Raw genomic sequence first — 17,444 nt, 5'->3', positions numbered from 1 at the left:
TTCCGGATCATGCTCTGGGGAGCGGCGCGGACCATGGCCCTCGTCCAGACCACTCGGGACGGCTACATCCTGCTCAGCGGCCTTTGCCTCCATGGCCTGGAGCGGTGCCTCACAGTTTGACGTAGCTCCAGCCCTGTTCCTGCAGCTCCAAGACGCGGACGACGCCGGATTTCACGATCGTCGCCTGTGGAACGAGGTTGATATCCTTGTTCTCCGCCTTACGCATGTTTTCCTGGGTATTGCCGCAGGCTTTGAAGGAGATTTCCGGGTTGCTCATTGCGAGCCCCTCGATGCGCGCCTTCACCGGAGAGGTGTCATCGCGCAGCATGTGAAGGCCAGGGCCAAACGTGACAACCTCAATCGACACTTCTTCACCGAGATTGCGGTAGTATTGCGCGACGTTGGTCGCATTGTTAAGTGCGAGATTCATCATCGCGGGATCGTTGGAATTGACCTGCAGCAGGAGCTGATGCGGCTTCCTGGGGAGCTCGGTGGGTTTTGTCACCAGTACCAGTTTCTGCTTGCTCGCCTGGTCGTGCTTGCTCGTCTGATCGTCCTTCTGCCTGCTCGGCTGCTTCTGCGTGCTCACCCGGTGCTGCTTACTCGCTTGCGGCCTCATCTGATCGTCTGGCTGCGCTTGCGCGGTCGGCGCGATCAGGAGCGACATCGCTAGGCCGGCAATGGCTGCTATCGCCAGATTTCCAATTCTGATCATCTTGCTTCTCCCTGTCCCATGACCATCAGTCGCCTGGTCTGGCGACGGCATGTGGCCATTTGCACGCCGCCGCCAGTTTTTCGCGCACGGTCTTCAATCCGCCGAGCAGGAAATGCGCCTCCTGAGCCGCGCCGCTGCGGGTGGAAAGACGGACAGCGATGCCGCCCTCTTCGGGTAACGATTGCAGCAGACGCACGACGTCACCCCGGAAAGCGGCACCGGGCCCGAATGACGGCGAGGCGGCCACAAGCTGCACCGGCGGATTCGCATTGACGCGGTAGAAGATGGTGTATTCCTCGGCACGGCTTGATACCGCCGGTCCTGCGAGCACGAGCTCGGTGCGGCCTTTGCGGCAGTGGATTGCGAGTTGCATCGCGGTGCCATCCGAGTCACCGCGAGCGGATGTGGTGGCGGTGACGATGGGCGAATAGTCCACCGGCGATGTGGTCTCGCTGAGCAGCCAGTTGTCGTACGGCGCCGGGCGACCAGGCGGCGCTATCTTACGTGATAGATCGTCCAGACATTGTAGCCGGGCCGGTCCCTCCATCACCGAGCACGCCCGAAGATTTGTCATCGGATCGTTCGTGCCTTGAGCGTAGGCGATGCCGCAAGCCATTTTTAACGTGACAGCGAGGGGAAAAGCAGCAGCCTTCATGGCGGCGCCTGTGCGCTGCGCGCCTTGTGATCCAGCCATTCCTGCGCGGCCGGGAAGCGGGTTAGTCCGGGGACGGTCGCTGCCAGATTGATCGACTGCCATTTCGGGTCAAAGCCTGGTGCCTGCAGGTGGTCGATTCGCGAGAACAGGTAGTCGACGAAGCGCGCGACGCGTTGATAATGGTTCGACCGCGGCGGCCAATTGAACGCGACAAGCGCGGTCGGCACTGCGATGGTCGACACCCGCTCGCCCTGCTTGATCAGATTGGGATACTCATTTGTCTCCAGTGTCGCGGGCAGGTAGTAGTCCTCGAACTTGCTGTCGTATTGGACTGGGAGAAACTTGAATCCCCCCTCCCAGCGGCCGCGCACGAAGGCGTCGACCGGTTTCGACGTGATGAACACCACCGCCGCCATCTCACCTTTGCGCATCTGTTCCAGGGCGACCTGATGGGGAATGAACGTCTTCTCGACCTCGATGCCGAGACGGCTGAAGATCAGCGGTCCCGAATAGGCGGCTGCGGTGCCCTTCGTGTTGAAGTTCACTTTCTTGCTGGCGAGATCCTGCAGGCTTGTGATTTCCGGTCGGACGAAAATATGCAGCTCGGACGGGAAGAGATTGAGCAGGTAAGTGATGCGGCTTCGGATCTGCGGCACTTGAATCTTGTACTCTTCGAGCGCGTCGGAATTGATGATTGCCGTATCGACGCCGCGCAGATAGAGCAGCGAGTTCAGATTCTCGGTGGCGCCCCGGGTGACGATCGGTAGCAGATGCATGTTCGCTCCGTCATCGACCACGCGGGCCATTTCCGCAGCCAGGCGGATTGGCGCTCCCTCCAGCAAGCCGCCAGCGAGCCCGACGGTCCAAGCGTTCATGCGGTCTTTTTCGGTCTGCAGCGGCAAGGGCCGTCGAACCACTTGTGCATTGCCCTTGGAGGGTTGCGTGGTCTGTGCGTCCAGGTCAGCCGGTTGAAGCATCATGGCGACCAGCAGCACCAGCACGGCGAGCAGGAGCAACGAGCGTGGCCTTGGCAGCGTGTTCATGTCAGTCCCCCTCTTGATCACCAACTGCAGCAGCCAGCGTCATCATGTGGAACGCAACAATCTCATCCTCTCACCGGGGCAACGCGTCGAGCCGGTCCTTGGCTTCGCGAATACCGCCACTGTGTGCCTTCGCGTAGAGCTCTCGCGCCTTAGCCGCTTCGCCGCGCGTTCCATAGGTGCCCCAGGCGGATAAAACGGCGGGATCATACGTCTCCGCGAGCATAAAACTTGCCCGCGCATTGTCGTTCTCGGCGGCACGCTCGAGCACTATCCTCGCCGCGCCGATATTGCCCTGGCCGAGCAACGCGCTGGCGCGCGCGATCAATCGGGCCGCCTCCGCCTTGTCCTGGTCTGCGGCTGTTGGCGGCTCCGATACGGCGGCTGCCACGGTCTGTGTCACCGGCATCATCGGGCCTTCAATTGCGCGGCCCACGGTCACGCGTTCATCGACGGGGCGCCGCGCCGATGCAAGATCCCGTGCCATGGCTTCGGTTCTGCTTCGCTCCTGCTGCAGCGACTGCCGCAGTTCCGCGATGGTGGCCTCCGCCGTCTGCTTCTGCTGGACGGCTTCATCAACTGCCTTCTGCGACTGCGCGGCCTGGGTCTCGATCTCGCTGCTCGTTCCGGCAAGTTCACTCGCGAGTGCCGCGGCACGCATCTGCGCCTCGTCGAGCGCGCGGCGTTGCTGCTCGGCACTCGCTGTCATCGCCTGGCGCGCCGCGCCGACCTCCTGGGTGAGGGCGGCGGTCTTTTCTTGCTCCTGCTGCAGCGACTGCCGCAGTTCCGCGATCTCGCGCTCGGTCGTCTGTCTCTGTTGCGCGGTCGCATCGTCAGGGTTGCGCGACTGTATATCCCGGGTCTCGGTCTCGCGGCGCGTTCCGGCAAGTTCGTTCGCGAGCGCCGCAGCGTGGGCCTGTTCCTGTTGAAGGGACTGCCGCAGTTCCTCTGCTGCAATTTCCGCAGCCTCCCAGCGCTGTATCGCGTCGTCCTGAAACTTGCTCGATAGCGCCAGCATCGTCTCCAAGTCGCCGCGGACTTTCGCGAGTTCGGCCGTCAGTGCGGCGGATTTTTCGCGTTCCTGGTAAAGCGACTGCTGTAATTCTGCGGACGTGGCCGCCGCCGGTGCGTCCCTGTGCGAAGTCTCTTCGTCGAGCGCTTGGCGACGCTGCACTGTGTCCGCCAACAGCATCTGTCGTGAAAGGTCGGTGTCCTGCATGAGGACTGCTGTCGTTCCGCGCTGAACGAGCGTTTGCCACCCGGCGACCTCAGGCTTCAGATCGAGCCCGACGGCGCGCCCGGCTTCGATCGTCTTCGAAACCTCGGGTCCGCTGGATTGGTCGAACACACCGATCAGCGCAGCCGCAACGAGGATTGCGGCGATCAAAGAACCCGCTAACCATTGGCCCGCACGACCGACCTGGAGCCGACCGCTCGACTCGTCTTCTTGAAACACATCCTCGGTTATTGGGTACCAATGCGTCGGCGCGATCCTGATGGGATGCCCATTTTTCCAAACCCATTCGCCCGCCTCACGTGACCAATGAGCGATATCAAAGGCTCCGGTCGCACTCTCGACCCAGATATCCTGTCCGTCCCTTGGTGCAGTATCAATTGGCCGGCGCATGTATGACGCCTTCGCATGTCTTCGTATTCAATCAGACCATGTGCAATCGGACTGACGCCGCAGCAATTCGGTTGGTCGCGGCACCCCTAATGTCGCAAGAAGAAAAACATCATTTAAATATAATTTAAAGTCAAATTAAATCGCATGTATCTCGGCGGAAGCCGTTGCGCCGCGCTTCCGTCAATCGAGCGTGGCCGTGGTTTGCAGGCGTGAGACCTCCGAATGAGCCTTGGAATTCCGGTGGAAAGGCGCGGCGCCAGGAACATTGCGGTGAAACCAAGTTCCCTGAGATTTAGTATGCATTATTATAAAAATATCATTTAATTATTTAATTAGAAGAAAGAGGGCAATAAAATATTGCCAATCCGAGGATTGTTCTTGTTGGATGGGCGGTGTCAGGGATTGCGACCACCAGCCTTCGCCGATAAGCGGTCATTTTCTGCAATCAATGGCGCCTCAGCTAGGCGCTATCGTGCGCAAGCGCGCCGGTTGGCACGGCGATGGTTCACCCAGCAGGGGCGACGCATCTGGCTGGCGCCATCGACCCCCGACCCAGGGCTCGCCGGCGTCGATCACGTCAGCGCAAGCGCGACGAGGCCTGAGCACAACAGGACGATCCCGGCAATGGTGACGGCGAGAAAGCTGTAAGAGGCAAATTCTTCACGCATGGCGCACCTCAAAAAGCGGTCCCCGCAATACCTTCGGATCGTCGTTCTCAGCACCCAACGCGAAGATAGTCCACGCCCGTTTCCGCAGAATTTCGACCGAGCCGGAAAACGGTTTCGTCACCCGCACCGATTGTTTCGTGACCGTTGCACACGTGCTGGCCCAAAAAGTTGCGGCCAGGCTTTGGGGGAAGCCTGGCCGCGCGCGAACCGGTCTGGGACGGGGAGGGGTGGGGATGTGACCGGGTCGCGTGTTCGATGTTCCCTTATTGCCGAGAGCTGGCGGTGGCGACCGCCGGGCGGTTGTCGCCGAGCGAGACCCAGACGTTAGGATCGCTCTGCGACTGCCGCTTGACGAAGCGGTAGCCGGTTGCGGTCCAGGCGACGACGTCCTCGTTCTGGTTGTCGAGGATGAACTCGCCCTTGTCGGTCTTCACCGTGAGCACCGCGTGGCCTTCGCCCTTCTTGTCGCGCACAACAGTGATCAACAGCGCCTCGCGCGGCCATCCGGCGTCGATCAGCATCTTGCGCTTCAGGAGCACGTAGTCCTCGCAGTCGCCGTAGCCGTCCGTCGGCAACGACCATTTCTCGATCACGCCCCAATGATCCATGTCGGTCATCGGCTTGACGGTCTCGTTGACCCATTTGTTGACCCGCAACAGATCGCGCCACGCCGTCTGCGACAGCACGATGTCGCGCGGTTGCGTCGCACCGCCGCGGCAATCGCCCGGGTTGTCGGCGCAGAATTCGACCCAGCCGATCGGCGAACGCGTCGCATCGCCGAGGCTGGCATAGACCACGTCGCCTGCTTTCGCCGCGACGCTTGTAGTGACGCTCAACCCGAACAGGATGGCGGCAACCGCCCATCCTTTCCCCTGTCCCCTGAAAACCATCGTGGCCCCCGTTTTTCTTGTTGGGACCACGTTTCGCACAAAGGTTTTGCGGTGCGGCTAAGTCAGCAAAGGTGATTTGACGTGAATGCAAGTAAAGCTGGCGGCAAATTCGATCTATACTTGAGGCAAAATCGACTAAAATTCGAGACAACTGCAATTGATTCAAATTTTACGCATTAACGACCTTGACGCCGTGCCAGCAGGTCTTTCTCGCCGCGAAATCCGCCCGCGTTAACCGCGTGCGGAGGACGCCAGACAAGGCAAAGGCGGCGTCCGCCATCGCGGATGCCGCCTCATTCGGGCTGAAAATCAGGGGATTTGAGCGTCGCGGGCTTTACCGCGCGGTAACCGCGTCTTCGAGCGTCTCGGCGGCCTGCTCGTGCACGAACTCCAGCGCGAAGCCGTCGTCGAGGTTTCGCACCACGCGCGATTGCACCCGGCCGAGCATGACCAGCGACTTCAGCGGCGGCCGGTTCTCGGCGGCGATCGCCGCGCCCGACAGCGAGAGGTCGATGATGCGGCAGGTCATCTTGCTGCCGTCCTCAAGCGTGAGCAGCGCGATCGGGTTGCGCGGCACGATGCGGTCGTGGCGGCGGTCTTCCGGCAGATTGAGGATGTCGCGGTTGGCGAGCCAGGTGAGCTGTGCGGCGAGCTTGTCGCGCTTGCGCGGCGTCGAGACGATCGTCATCGCAAAGCCGTTGTCGATGATGCGGGTGATCCTGCCCTCGACGCGGCCGATATGGTCGAGATAGGCGATCACGCGGTCGCCGACATTGCCGATGCCGGGCGCCAGCAGCGCGAGCCCGCCCGGGGACATGTTAATAATCTGGCAAGGAAACTCGCGGCGGTCGGGCAGCATGTAGCGGCCGAGCAGGTGCACCTTGACGCGCTGGAAGCGCCGCCGTTCCTCCTGTGCCGGGAAGACCGTAGGTTTCTTTTGTGCAAACGACATCACCGCCACCCGACAACCGGCCTTCCGGCGCGGCAAGACCCTACGGCTGACAGGGTTAATGAGCGGTTAGCCGCGGTTGCATCAAGTATGGGCACGCACGCGACCGATGGGCGCAATCCGCGCCGCCGGCGAACGCCCGCGACCGCGCGGATCATGACCGTTTTGTGTGAAGGCGGCGGCGTGCAAATTCCCTTTGCGCATGGGAGGGCGCCACTTCGTCCGGGCTCGGAGGCTGTTCCGATGGCATGCCGGCGTGTACTCTTCTCAAGAGGCCCCATAGAGGGCAGGCAACAAGGAACGAGGGAGGCATCGGACACGAGCATGACCGATATCCGATACGTCGCGCCGCAGACGCTTGATGAAGCGGTCGGCGCTTATGCAGCGGCGGGCAGCGCCGCGCGCATCCTGGCCGGCGGCACGGATCTCTTGGTGCAGATGCGTTCGGGCGCGGTGCAACCGGGCCTGATCGTCGACATCAAGAAAGTTGCGGAACTCACTGCCGTCGAAGAGCTTTCCGATGGCGGCTTCCGCATCGGCGCCGCGGTGCCGGGCGCCGTGCTGGCCGAGCACCCGCGCTTCAAGCAGATCTGGCCCGGCGTGCTGGAAGCGGTGAACCTGATCGGCTCCACGCAAGTGCAGGGCCGCGCCTCCGCCGGCGGCAATCTCTGCAACGCCTCGCCGGCCGGCGACAGCGTGCCCGCGATGATCGCGGCCGGCGCCGTCGTCACCGTGCAGGGCCCGGATGGCCGCCGCGAATTGAAGGTCGAAGACGTCCCCGCCGCGCCCGGCCGCACCAACCTGAAACCCGGCGAGATCCTGGTCTCCTTCACGCTGCCGCCGCGCCCACCTGGCGCGAGCGATGCCTATCTGCGGATGATCCCGCGCACCGAGATGGATATCGCGGTGGTCGGCTGCGGCGTCAGCCTGACGCTGAAGGACGGCGTCTGCACCCACGCCCGCGTTGGCCTCGGTGCCGTGGCGCCGACCGCGCTGCTGGTCGGGCCGGCCGCGCAGGCGCTGATCGGCTCCCGCCTCCATGACGCCGCGCTCACCGCCGCCGCCAATGCCTGCCGCGCCGCCTGCCGTCCGATCGACGACAAGCGCGGCACCATTGGCTACCGTACCCAGATCGCCGGTGTGCTGTTGAAGCGTACGGCGAAGATCGCCGCAGAACGCGCGCAAGGGAAATGACAAATGGCAAAGCTGCACGTCTCCACCACCGTCAACGGCGAGCCGCTGGAATTCCTCTGCGAGCCCTATGAGACCATGCTGGATGCGCTGCGCAACCAGCTCGCGCTCACCGGCTCCAAGGAGGGCTGTGCCTCCGGCGATTGCGGCGCCTGCTCGATCACGCTCGATGATCGGCTGGTCTGCTCTTGCCTGATGCTCGCCGCCGAAGCGGAAGGGCACGAGATCAGGACCATCGAGGGCATGGCGCGCGGCGGCCGCCTGCACCCGCTGCAGGAGAAGTTTCTGGAGCAGGCCGCGCTGCAGTGCGGCATCTGCACCTCGGGCATGCTGGTCGCCTCCGAGGCGCTGCTGGCCAAGAACCCGGACCCGAGCGAGGAGGAAGTCCGCTTCTGGCTCGCCGGCAATCTCTGCCGCTGCACCGGCTACGACAAGATCGTCCGCGCCGTGCTGGAGACAGCCGCTGAAATCCGGGAGGCCGCGCAATGAACATCGTCGTCAACAACAAGTGGATCGGCCAGCGCACCATCCGTCCCGATGGCGTCGACAAGGTCACGGGACGCGCCGCCTTTGCCGCCGACACCACTATGCCCGGCATGATCTGGGGCAAGGTCCTGCGCAGCCCGCACCCGCATGCGCGCATCCGCTCGATCGACACCTCCAAGGCGGAGCGGCTACCGGGCGTGAAGGCCGTCGTCACCTCGCGCGACGTCGTCGATTTCCCGCTGGATAAATCCGTGATGCTCGGCATCCAGGACATGCGCTGGATGTGCCGCAACGTGATGGCCCGCGACAAGGCCCTGTTCCCCGGCCACCCGGTCGCGGCGGTCGCCGCCACCACGGAGGCGATCGCCGCAAAGGCCTGCGAACTGATCGAGGTCGATTACGAGGTCTTGCCCTGGTCGATCGAGATCGAGGACGCGATCAAGCCTGACGCCCCGATCCTGCACGAGTTCAACAAGTTCGAAGGCAAGCCCTCGAACATCGTAGGCCAACTCGAGCACAAGAAGGGCGACATCGAAGCGGGCTTCAAACAGGCCGACGTCATCATCGAGCGCACCTTCACCACCCGCCCGGTGCACCAGGGCTATATCGAGCCGCACGCCTGCCTGATCTCGGTCACCGCCGACGGCAAGACCACGATCTGGAGCTCGAGCCAGGGCCAGTTCATGGTGCGCGCGATGACGTCGATGCTGTCAGGCATCCCGCAGAGCGACATCCGCGCCATCCCCGCCGAGATCGGCGGCGGCTTCGGCGGCAAGACCATCGTCTATCTCGAGCCGCTGGCGACGCTGCTCGCCAAGAAATCCGGCCGCCCGGTCAAGATGGTGATGACGCGCGAGGAGGTGATGCGCGCCACCGGCCCGACGTCAGGCTCGAAGAGCACGGTGAAGATCGGCGCCAAGAGGGACGGCACCATCGTCGCCGCGCAAGGCACGTTCTATCTGCAGGCCGGCGCCTTCCCGGGCTCGCCGATCCGCGGCGCCGCCGGCTGCAGCTTCGCGCCCTACGACATCGCGAACGTGCTGTCGGTCGGCTATGACGTCTGCTCCAACCGCTCCAAGGTCGCGGCCTATCGCGCGCCGGGCGCGCCGATCGGCGCCTACGCGGTAGAATGCGTGCTCGACGAGGTCGCCGAAAGCCTGAACATGGACCCGCTCGACTTCCGCCTGAAGAACGCGGCGAAGCAGGGCACCAAAGCCGCGCACGGCCCCGTCTTCCCCCGCATCGGCTATATCGAGACGCTGGAAGCCGCGAAGACCTCGCCGCATTACAGCACGCCAACAGGCAAATTGCAGGGCAGGGGCGTCGCCTCCGGCTTCTGGTTCAACGCCGGCGGTGAATCCTCGGCGCAAGTCAACATCACCGAGGACGGCAACGTCGTCGTCACCACCGGTCACCCCGATATCGGCGGCTCCCGCGCCGGCATCGCCAATGTCTGCGCCGAACTGCTCGGCATCGACTATCGCCGCGTCTCCGTCATCATCGGCGACACCCAGACGGTCGGCTTCTCCAACCTCACCGGCGGCAGCCGCGTGCTGTTTGCTTCCAGCATGGTGGTGACACAGGCGACCGAGAAGGTGATCAACACCTTGCGCGAACGCGCGGCAAAAATCTGGGAGATCGATCCCGAGGCCGTGAAATGGGAGAACGGCGCCGCGCATCCTGCCAGCCCGAACGCCGGCCAGTTCGAGCCGCTGACGCTGGAGGATCTCGCCGAGAAAGCCCCCATGCAGGGCGGCCCGATCGGCGCCGGCGTGCAGCTCAACACCCAAGGCGCGGACGGCGGCTTCGGCACCCACATCTGCGACGTCGAGGTCGACATCGAGCTCGGCATCGCGCGCGTCATCAGATACACGGCGGTCCAGGACGTCGGCCGCGCCGTCCACCCCGGCTATGTCGAAGGCCAGCTCCAGGGCGGCGTCGCCCAGGGCATCGGCTGGGCGCTGAACGAGGAATACATCTACCGCAGCGACGGCAAGGTCGATAACCCCGGCTTCCTCGACTACCGCATGCCCGTCTGCTCCGACCTGCCGATGCTCGACACCATCCTGGTCGAAGTCCCGAACCCCAAACACCCGCAAGGCGTCAAGGGCGTCGGCGAAGTGCCATTGGTGCCGGTGATGGCCGCAGTCGCAAACGCGATCTACCGCGCCGTCGGCAAGCGCTTCTACGCGCTCCCGATGTCCCCACCGAAGGTGCTTGCGGGGTTGGAGGAGCCGATACGGCAGGCGGCAGAGTAGCCAGATTGGCGCTCAACCCGCGCCCCCCGTCATTGCGAGCGGAGCGAAGCAATCCATTTCACCACTTGCGGAGAGATGGATTGCTTCGTCGCTTGCGCTCCTCGCAATGACGCTGCGGCTGGATGGGTAGAGCGTAGGGCGGATGAGCCACCGGGTCCGCGCTTCGCGCGGCCCGATGACAGGCTCCGCGTAATCCGCCGAACCACGCGAGCGAGGCGGCGGGTTACGCCAACGCTAACCCGCCCTGTGAAATAACGCCGTCCGCTCAAGCCATCCGATGCACGGCGCAAAGCTTGTTGCCGTCGAGATCGCGCAAGTAGGCGATATAAAGCTTCACCTCGCCCATCTCGCGGATTCCAGGCGGATCCTCGCAGGTCTTGCCGCCGCTCGCGATGCCGCTTGCATGGAAGGCATCGACCGCCTCGGGCGACTCTGCATTGAAGCCGATCGTCCCGCCATTGGCACAGGTCGCCGCCTTGCCGTCGATCGGCTTCGACACCGAGAAGGTCCCCGTCCTCGTGCGCCAGAACACGCGATGGCGGTCGACAAACCCGGGCCTGACGCCAAGCGTGCCGAGCAGCGCGTCATAGAACGCCTTGGACTTGTCGAGGTCGTTGGTCCCGATCATCACATGCGAGAACATGCTGCAAATACCTCCCGTTGCGCGACGTTCATTCCGCTGCGACGCCGCTTCGCAGAAGATGTTCCTAGCAGAAGGTTGGGCGGGGATGGAAGTCCGGGAAGGGCGCGAGGCGGCGCAATCGATACGTCCGCCGGGCGGAATAACCTTCTGCTTTCGCCTGACAGCGAGTAGGGCGGATTAGCCACCGGGTCCGCGCTTCGCGCGGCCCGATGACAGGCTCCGCGTAATCCGCCGTTCACGTCCCACAAAGCGGCGGATTACGCCTTCGGCTAATCCGCCCTACGCGCTAACGCTAACTCGCCCAAGCGCCGCGCGCTCCCAGCGCGACAGGTTTGGACAGCGCTGCTGTCTCAATATTCATCCCGCTGTCCTCTCGCCAGCGGCAACTCAAGAAAGACCTCGCGCGAAACGGAACCGGATGCGTTAGCTCGCACTTCTAGCCGTACGGGCACGCTTGCCACGTCAAGTCGGCCCTTTCACAACAACTTACACAGGTGTGACCATGCCACGGGTGAAGCAAGCTGCGAAGCAGGCGCGCACAACCAAAGCCGCCGCCGTAACGGCATTCGGTACGGCGGGACTGGGTCTTTCACTGGCGGGGAGCGCGTCCGCGTCCGCGATACCCACCGCCGATATCCCGCAGCTTGACAACATCTCGCCCAATCAGCGCCTGGTCCTTGGTGACGAGGAAATGGCCGACGTCAGTCTCGCCACGTTCTATCTCTTCGATAAGGAAAACGCTGCTGGCGGCGTGCAGCTCGCCGCCGTTGTCGTTCGCGGCTGCCGAGGTTGCCGCGGCTGCCGCGGCTGCCGCGCCTGCCGTGGCTGCGGAGGTTGGCGTGGCTGTGGTGGCTGCGGAGGGTGCGGCGGCTGCTGCGCACGCTGGGGACGATGCCGCTGGTGCTAAGTTCACGGCCTCAGGGTTAAATGACAAAGCTTGATGAACTGCGCCGTCCGCCCGCAAGCCGGCGATGACCTTCCACGTCGCCGATCGGCAGCGTGTACGGCGGATTGGCCACCGGGTCCGCGCTTCGCGCGGCCCGATGACAGGCTCCGCGTAATCCGCCGTTCACGTACCACAAGGCGGCGGATTACCCCTTCGGCCAATCCGCCCTACGTGCTCTATCGAACGACAGCCGCCTCGCCGATCCACCGCCCCTCCCAGAGATAAAAGCGATCCGTTGATCCGAGCGCTTGAGCCGCCTCTTCGCGACACAAGAACACGAAACCCAGACGCCTCCGTTCGCCCGGCATCATGGCGCGTTCGAGCAGCGGATAGCCATCCCAGCCCTCATCAACACTTCTGTCCTTGGTGCACGCGCAGCCCCAGCCAAGACGGACCGGCCCCGTCCTGCCACCTGCCTCGACCGGATAAAGGTAAAGGTCCACAACCAAGTCAGGTTTTACGGAGTGCAAGGCTTCACGGAATATGGTCTCGCGTGTCACAGCCACACCTCAACGCGTAGGGCGGATTAGCCACCGGGTCCGCGCTTCGCGCGGCCCGATGACAGGCTCCGCGTAATCCGCCATTCAGGTACCACCAAGCGGCGGATCACGCCTTCGGCTGATCCGCGCTACGAGCCGCGACGCCGCTTCGCAGGAAGGTCTTAGTTCTTGGCGGGACACTTAGCCCGAATCTCTCTGAGAAGCTTTCGCATATTCTCAAAGTAAATTTCATCGAGAGTGGGGGGCATGTCTTCGCAGATGTATTGGCGATGGTACTTGATCTCTTCATCAAAGCTTTTTCGCCATTCCGGCTTGTCGTATGCTTCCAGCATCTCGTCGTACGCAAACAGCAGATGTGCGACGTAATTTTTGTATTGGGCGAGTTTCTTTCGGTCTGCCTTGATCTCCAACAGATCAGGCTCAGCGTACTCCGGGTGCCGCAACGCAGATTCGCTGTATGACATGTAGACTTGGCGGGCCGCTACTTCTTTGAAGTTCTTGCTGATGAAGTAGACTTGAGCAACGACGATAACGAAGGCGAAGCCAGCAATGACCGCGGATGCGATTTGCGCCCAGTTCGACTTCGGCCGATTGTTCTCAGATTGAGCGGACATGTTCAGACCAAGGGGGAGTGGATAGGTGGTGAGTGAAGCTAGCCTCCGCGTAGTCCGCGGATTGGCGGGGGGAGGAAAGGGCAGTCCGTAGGGCGGATTAGTTAGCGCAGCGTAATCCGCCGTTCACGTACCACAAAGCGGCGGATTACGCCTTCGGCTGATCCGCCCTACGAGGTGCGCCCCGAATCCTCTCGCTCGCTCGAAGCAGCCTATTTTTTCTTGGAAGGCTTAGAAACTTCGTCCGGCCGCTGCAGTCTGCTCAATAGGTCATGCTGTTGGTTCTCAGAAGCAATCTTCCGTTTCAACTCCACTTCGGACGCGACGTATCGTTCTAGGCCATCTACACGTCTGGTAAGGACGTCTAACGAACGTGCCAGAAAGGCTACTTGTGCTGAGCTACTGGATCCTCTTGCTCTTTGAGATTCCACAAATGCTTGGGATTGCTCCTCCCTTCGTTGTGGTGCTGTGCTTGTTTCTGATTTAGCGGTGTCGCTTCGGCCAACTGCAAATGGGCAAGTGACTCCCAAGGAAATTTCTATATTCAAGGATCGCGAAGCCATTCCACGCAGAGGAAGCTTGGAAGGCGTCACGCCATCCAGCCATCGAGAAATTTCGTCGTAGGAGATGTCGCACTGGGGCTTCTCGCTCAAATCGCTTTCTGACAGGAGCGCCTTTGCGATCAGCCGGCCTAGGCCGCCGTGATCCGTGAGCGTTCGGCTGGAGGACCAACATCCTGCAAATGCTCCAAGCCAGATCGGTGCCAAAGGAAACCGTCCCGAGTATTTGCGCAACAGCTCGGGCAATATAGCCATTCCAGGGTCAATTAAGCTGGCAGCAAATCCAACCAGCGCATCGTTCGAGAACGTATTGCTGTCTCTCGCTACGTCTTGAATCAGTTGGTCAAGAGCACGAACGCGGTCGGACTGAGGTCCGCGTGAGCAGTCCGCAATCTGGGGAATGCGGAAGTGATCTGCCGCGGTGGCTACCACGTCCGCGATACCATCGGCACTTATGCTGCTTTGCCGTAGGATCCGATCGAACAGGGCCACGAACGGAGCGAGGGCTCGCCGTCTATCTGGATTCTTGTCAAGAGCGTCGACGTAGCCATTTAGCGTAAGCCAGATTGGCAAAAGCTGCGTAGCAGAGAGTGGGCGGTGTCCGTCTCGGAGCTTTGCACTCAGGTGATCGTGTCGTATTCCAATTTCCTTTAGATCGCATCGATCCCCCCAGACAGCTATGCCACGCGCGGCTGCGAAGGTTGAGCTTGTGAGCGCGGCTATACCCGAGAGTTCCTTTAGGTTGACGTTCTGACCGCCTTGCACGCTGCATTCGGCAAGAATGGCCCCGATCCAGCCACCCATCCGCCCGTCGAGCGCCGGTCTCTCGCTCGAAGCTGCGAGGTTCGCAAGGTCGGATTGCGGCATAATTCGGCACCACTGTGAAATTGGAGAAAGCGACGAAAAGAATGCGGCCAGCCAAGCGTGTGTATCAGAAAGATCCCTGTCCCTTACGACCAAAATGTCTGGGAAAGGATCGGCGTCCCTTCGCCATTTACCCACGATCGCGCCGCGCTCCGGGACCCGTAGCTCCGCCAAATCGGATACGCGCGTCTCCTGAAGGTCGGTTCGCCCAGCGTTCACAAATCCGCTAGTCAGTCCCTCCCTCGTTAAGACCTTTGAGTGAATGATCGTGGACATAAGGACCTCAAAAAACGTCGTCTATTGTTGGCAGCTTCCCGCTCGGAGGATTCATATGCCCATGCATTGACTTTGTGTGGTGAAGGATAACCTCTGTTTTCGCTCTTGTTACTGCAGTAAATGCAAGCTCCCGCGAGCTGGGTCTATAGTTCTCAGCTTCCAAGAGATGAACAGCCCGAAACTCTGATCCCTTGGCAGAGGCTACTGTCATTATGCGCACAGCGCTGTCCGGACCAAAGGGCTGATACTCTTCCTGGCGCTGTCGAATACAAATGCCCGCCAACTCCCCCCGTTGCATCAGCCGATCCCAAAACTGATCGCGAGTATCCGAGTTGATTGTCAAGACCCCGATGGGTTCGTCCGTTATGTAACGCCTTTGCTCTTTGATTTGGTCGATACATTCATCGAACTGTGCTTCCTGATCGACCGAATAGATTGGAAATACTGACGAAGGGCGGGCCTCCTCATCGTAATTGCATCCCTCTGAAAGAGGGGCGTCGCCCGCTTTAGGTGGCAGTATTTGATCGGCGAAATCGCAAATTTTGATCCCAATCCGATAGTGCTGTTCCAGTGTCACTAGACGATCGACCATTCCCGTAGTCGTGGGCAGTCCCTCGCGGGGTTTAAATATTCGTTGTCGTGAGTCACCCGCGGCATTTATGCGGTGCGCCAATCTGCGGATGATCTGAAGTTCGAGTTCTAGAAAATCCTGAACCTCGTCTACGAAGATCACGTCGTATAACTTGCCGAGGTTCTGAGTGCTGATAACCTCCAGAACGGTTTCTGCGATTGCAATTCGATGGGCCTCGAAATCGCTCGTCGATTCAGGAATGTCAGCTCCATTATCGCGTATGATCTGTCGCGCCCAGGCCATGAAAGTCTTAATTTCGTCGCTTCGAATTTGATCGCCTCGACCAATGTTTGGTCCCGATTTTAAGAACTCGCTCAGAGTGCGAGTGAAGGTAAGCAGCAAAATTCTGGGCGCAACTGACCTTACGTAGTTGGCACGAAGTACTAAGAGATTGGTCTTGCCCGAACCGGGGGGGCCGACAATGAGCAGCTGAGTCTCCGGTTTCTCGAGTAGAATCGCCTTCTGGGAGTCGTCTAGCTGGCTTGGATTTAGCCACCATGTCTCGTTCATGATATCTTGCCTGCATCCATCACAGAACAAAGGTCTAGCAAATACAAAATATTGCTCGAGAGCTGTTGTATTACCTCCACCGTTTCAATCTGTGGTCCGGTTTCAAAAATTTCTAACACCGGTATCGTGAGTTCTTCCGGCAGGCCGGCTGATAGCGAAAGAACGAGGTGAGAATTGTCGAGGGATGGTGCCAGAGCGACAAGCAGTTCGCTGTCACTTAACGAGAAGGACAACGTCCATGCTAGGCCATTCTTGCAATTCTTGGCTTTAAGTTTGTGCGGCCCTAATGTCGTCTTCTCCTTCATTGCCGCATCTCGCAACCAATTGCGAACATGCGTTTGCCAAATCATGACAGAAGGCGCGCTACGATTCTCAATCTTCGCGCGGGAAATAGTCAGCCTCTTCCTTATGTCCTCTGTGCTGTCGCTACGTGTCGCGAGCTGTGCAAGCGATGCGCGTCGGATGCGATCCTTGGGATCCTTCGAGAGCGCGGCCTTGCAGAGCGAAATTAGTCTCGGGGGTAGATTGGGATTGACGATCAAGGGTTGTTTCGACGTGATTGCCTTATAGAGGATGTACTTATTTGAAGTGGCTGCCTCTTCGCGAAAGATCGATGTTTTCATAATCAGATCGTGCAATACAGCGCCCACTTGGTATATGTTGAGGGCTTCAAATCCTTCGGCACCCGGGAGTTCGTCGCGCGTGAGGTATTCGGGTGGGCTGTACTGAGCGGTTGCGACGAATCTCCTTGTCTCAATCTGATCGGTGCCGTTGCCTTCCGTGTGCTCAATTCGCCTTAGCACTCCCAAATCCAGAAGCTTTAGATGGGAGAAGGTTGCATTAACTGCGATGTTCGCGGGCTTGATGTCTCGATGAACGAGGCCTTTGCCCTGCAAAAATTGCACCGCATCGACTAGTTGCCCTAGCAGTTCTTCGACATGATCGTCTCGGATCAATGGGAGGCACTTTTCTAGGTTGGGCCAGGAGCATAACTCCATAAGCAGGTACCAAGTGTTAGCTTCGGCGACGTGGCCCACTTCCAAAACATCAATCAAGTGTGGATTGCCGTGGGATCGAAGTTGTTCCTGCAGCCTTATCCGATTTTCCTCGATTAGGGCGTTGTCCCCCTTAAAATAGGCCGGGTCGTAAATTTTCAGCGCGACGGGACCATGCTTTGGATGGTTGATGCTAAACACGGCCCCCGAGTTGCCTGCGTCAATGAATTCTAGGCCTTGCCAATTCAGATCGCGGCACAGTTGTGCTGCGATCTGTTGCGTGAGTGTCAAATCCATGAGTTGATGTATAATGGGCAACCAGGAGTAGAGCCAATAGATTTGGGCACTATTTCTGTGAACAAGCAAATGCAGTGGCGAATCCGCCGCGCGTTAGTGAGAGGATTGGTGGGTTACGCTTCGCTAACCCAC

General features: G+C 60.7%; 16 protein-coding genes. 4 read left to right on the top strand and 12 right to left on the bottom strand.

Features of this window, described 5'->3' with window-relative positions; all coding sequences use genetic code 11:
- Window positions 1-109: 109 nt before the first annotated feature.
- The 6 genes from OZ411_RS06035 to OZ411_RS06010 form a co-directional block, all read right to left on the bottom strand.
- The gene (locus OZ411_RS06035; RefSeq protein WP_245476352.1) at window positions 110-715 is read right to left on the bottom strand and encodes a hypothetical protein; all 606 of its coding nucleotides are present in this window, start codon (window positions 713-715) and stop codon (window positions 110-112) included.
- Window positions 716-740: 25 nt separating this feature from the next.
- Complete coding sequence (locus tag OZ411_RS06030) at window positions 741-1,370, bottom strand: hypothetical protein (protein WP_282527193.1); 630 nt, start codon at window positions 1,368-1,370, stop codon at window positions 741-743.
- Window positions 1,367-2,413, bottom strand: a complete 1,047-nt coding sequence (locus tag OZ411_RS06025; protein ID WP_282527192.1) for a TAXI family TRAP transporter solute-binding subunit — start codon at window positions 2,411-2,413, stop codon at window positions 1,367-1,369. Before OZ411_RS06025 ends, OZ411_RS06030 begins: the two co-directional genes overlap by 4 nt.
- 70 nt (window positions 2,414-2,483) lie before the next feature.
- A complete protein-coding gene (locus OZ411_RS06020; RefSeq protein ID WP_282527191.1) occupies window positions 2,484-4,037 on the bottom strand; it encodes a hypothetical protein in 1,554 nt (517 codons plus the stop codon).
- Between the two features lie 931 nt (window positions 4,038-4,968).
- Window positions 4,969-5,595 carry a transglutaminase-like cysteine peptidase gene (locus OZ411_RS06015; protein WP_282527190.1) on the bottom strand — a complete coding sequence of 209 codons (627 nt, stop codon included), beginning with the start codon at window positions 5,593-5,595 and terminating at the stop codon, window positions 4,969-4,971.
- Between the two features lie 334 nt (window positions 5,596-5,929).
- Entirely contained in the window at window positions 5,930-6,547 is a 618-nt protein-coding gene (locus tag OZ411_RS06010; RefSeq protein WP_130580033.1) for a PilZ domain-containing protein, read from the bottom strand.
- A gap of 330 nt (window positions 6,548-6,877) precedes the next feature.
- On the opposite strand from OZ411_RS06010, the gene OZ411_RS06005 reads away from it, so the two are divergent.
- From OZ411_RS06005 to OZ411_RS05995, 3 genes are read left to right on the top strand one after another with little or no spacing between them, the layout of a single operon-like run.
- Complete coding sequence (locus OZ411_RS06005) at window positions 6,878-7,738, top strand: xanthine dehydrogenase family protein subunit M (RefSeq protein WP_282527266.1); 861 nt, start codon at window positions 6,878-6,880, stop codon at window positions 7,736-7,738.
- A 3-nt stretch (window positions 7,739-7,741) separates the two neighbouring features.
- A complete protein-coding gene (locus tag OZ411_RS06000) occupies window positions 7,742-8,224 on the top strand; it encodes a (2Fe-2S)-binding protein (protein ID WP_282527189.1) in 483 nt (160 codons plus the stop codon).
- Entirely contained in the window at window positions 8,221-10,479 is a 2,259-nt protein-coding gene (locus OZ411_RS05995; protein WP_282527188.1) for a xanthine dehydrogenase family protein molybdopterin-binding subunit, read from the top strand. The genes OZ411_RS06000 and OZ411_RS05995 overlap by 4 nt, the downstream gene beginning before the upstream one ends.
- Before the next feature lie 265 nt (window positions 10,480-10,744).
- Here the strand turns inward: OZ411_RS05995 and OZ411_RS05990 are convergent, their stop codons facing one another.
- Window positions 10,745-11,122 carry a VOC family protein gene (locus OZ411_RS05990; RefSeq protein WP_282527187.1) on the bottom strand — a complete coding sequence of 126 codons (378 nt, stop codon included), beginning with the start codon at window positions 11,120-11,122 and terminating at the stop codon, window positions 10,745-10,747.
- 502 nt (window positions 11,123-11,624) lie between these two features.
- Between OZ411_RS05990 and OZ411_RS05985 the strand changes: the two genes are divergently transcribed.
- Window positions 11,625-12,029, top strand: a complete 405-nt coding sequence (locus tag OZ411_RS05985) for a hypothetical protein (protein ID WP_282527186.1) — start codon at window positions 11,625-11,627, stop codon at window positions 12,027-12,029.
- A 215-nt stretch (window positions 12,030-12,244) separates the two neighbouring features.
- Here the strand turns inward: OZ411_RS05985 and OZ411_RS05980 are convergent, their stop codons facing one another.
- The 5 genes from OZ411_RS05980 to OZ411_RS05960 form a co-directional block, all read right to left on the bottom strand.
- Window positions 12,245-12,568, bottom strand: coding sequence for a hypothetical protein (locus OZ411_RS05980; protein ID WP_282527185.1), 324 nt, complete (start codon window positions 12,566-12,568; stop codon window positions 12,245-12,247).
- 161 nt (window positions 12,569-12,729) lie between these two features.
- Entirely contained in the window at window positions 12,730-13,182 is a 453-nt protein-coding gene (locus OZ411_RS05975) for a hypothetical protein (RefSeq protein WP_130583524.1), read from the bottom strand.
- A 209-nt stretch (window positions 13,183-13,391) separates the two neighbouring features.
- Entirely contained in the window at window positions 13,392-14,879 is a 1,488-nt protein-coding gene (locus tag OZ411_RS05970) for a hypothetical protein (RefSeq protein WP_282527184.1), read from the bottom strand.
- 7 nt (window positions 14,880-14,886) lie between these two features.
- Window positions 14,887-16,020 (bottom strand): UvrD-helicase domain-containing protein, encoded by a 1,134-nt coding sequence (locus tag OZ411_RS05965; protein WP_282527183.1) that lies wholly within the window; start codon window positions 16,018-16,020, stop codon window positions 14,887-14,889.
- On the bottom strand, window positions 16,017-17,312 hold the full coding sequence (locus OZ411_RS05960) for a protein kinase (protein ID WP_282527182.1): 1,296 nt from the start codon (window positions 17,310-17,312) through the stop codon (window positions 16,017-16,019). The genes OZ411_RS05965 and OZ411_RS05960 overlap by 4 nt, the downstream gene beginning before the upstream one ends.
- Window positions 17,313-17,444: the final 132 nt, after the last annotated feature.

The sequence above is a fragment of the Bradyrhizobium sp. Arg237L genome (assembly GCF_029990105.1).
Lineage (GTDB): Bacteria > Pseudomonadota > Alphaproteobacteria > Rhizobiales > Xanthobacteraceae > Bradyrhizobium.
The sequence above is the reverse complement of the archived record's forward strand: the minus strand, read 5'-3'. Positions and strand labels throughout refer to the sequence as shown.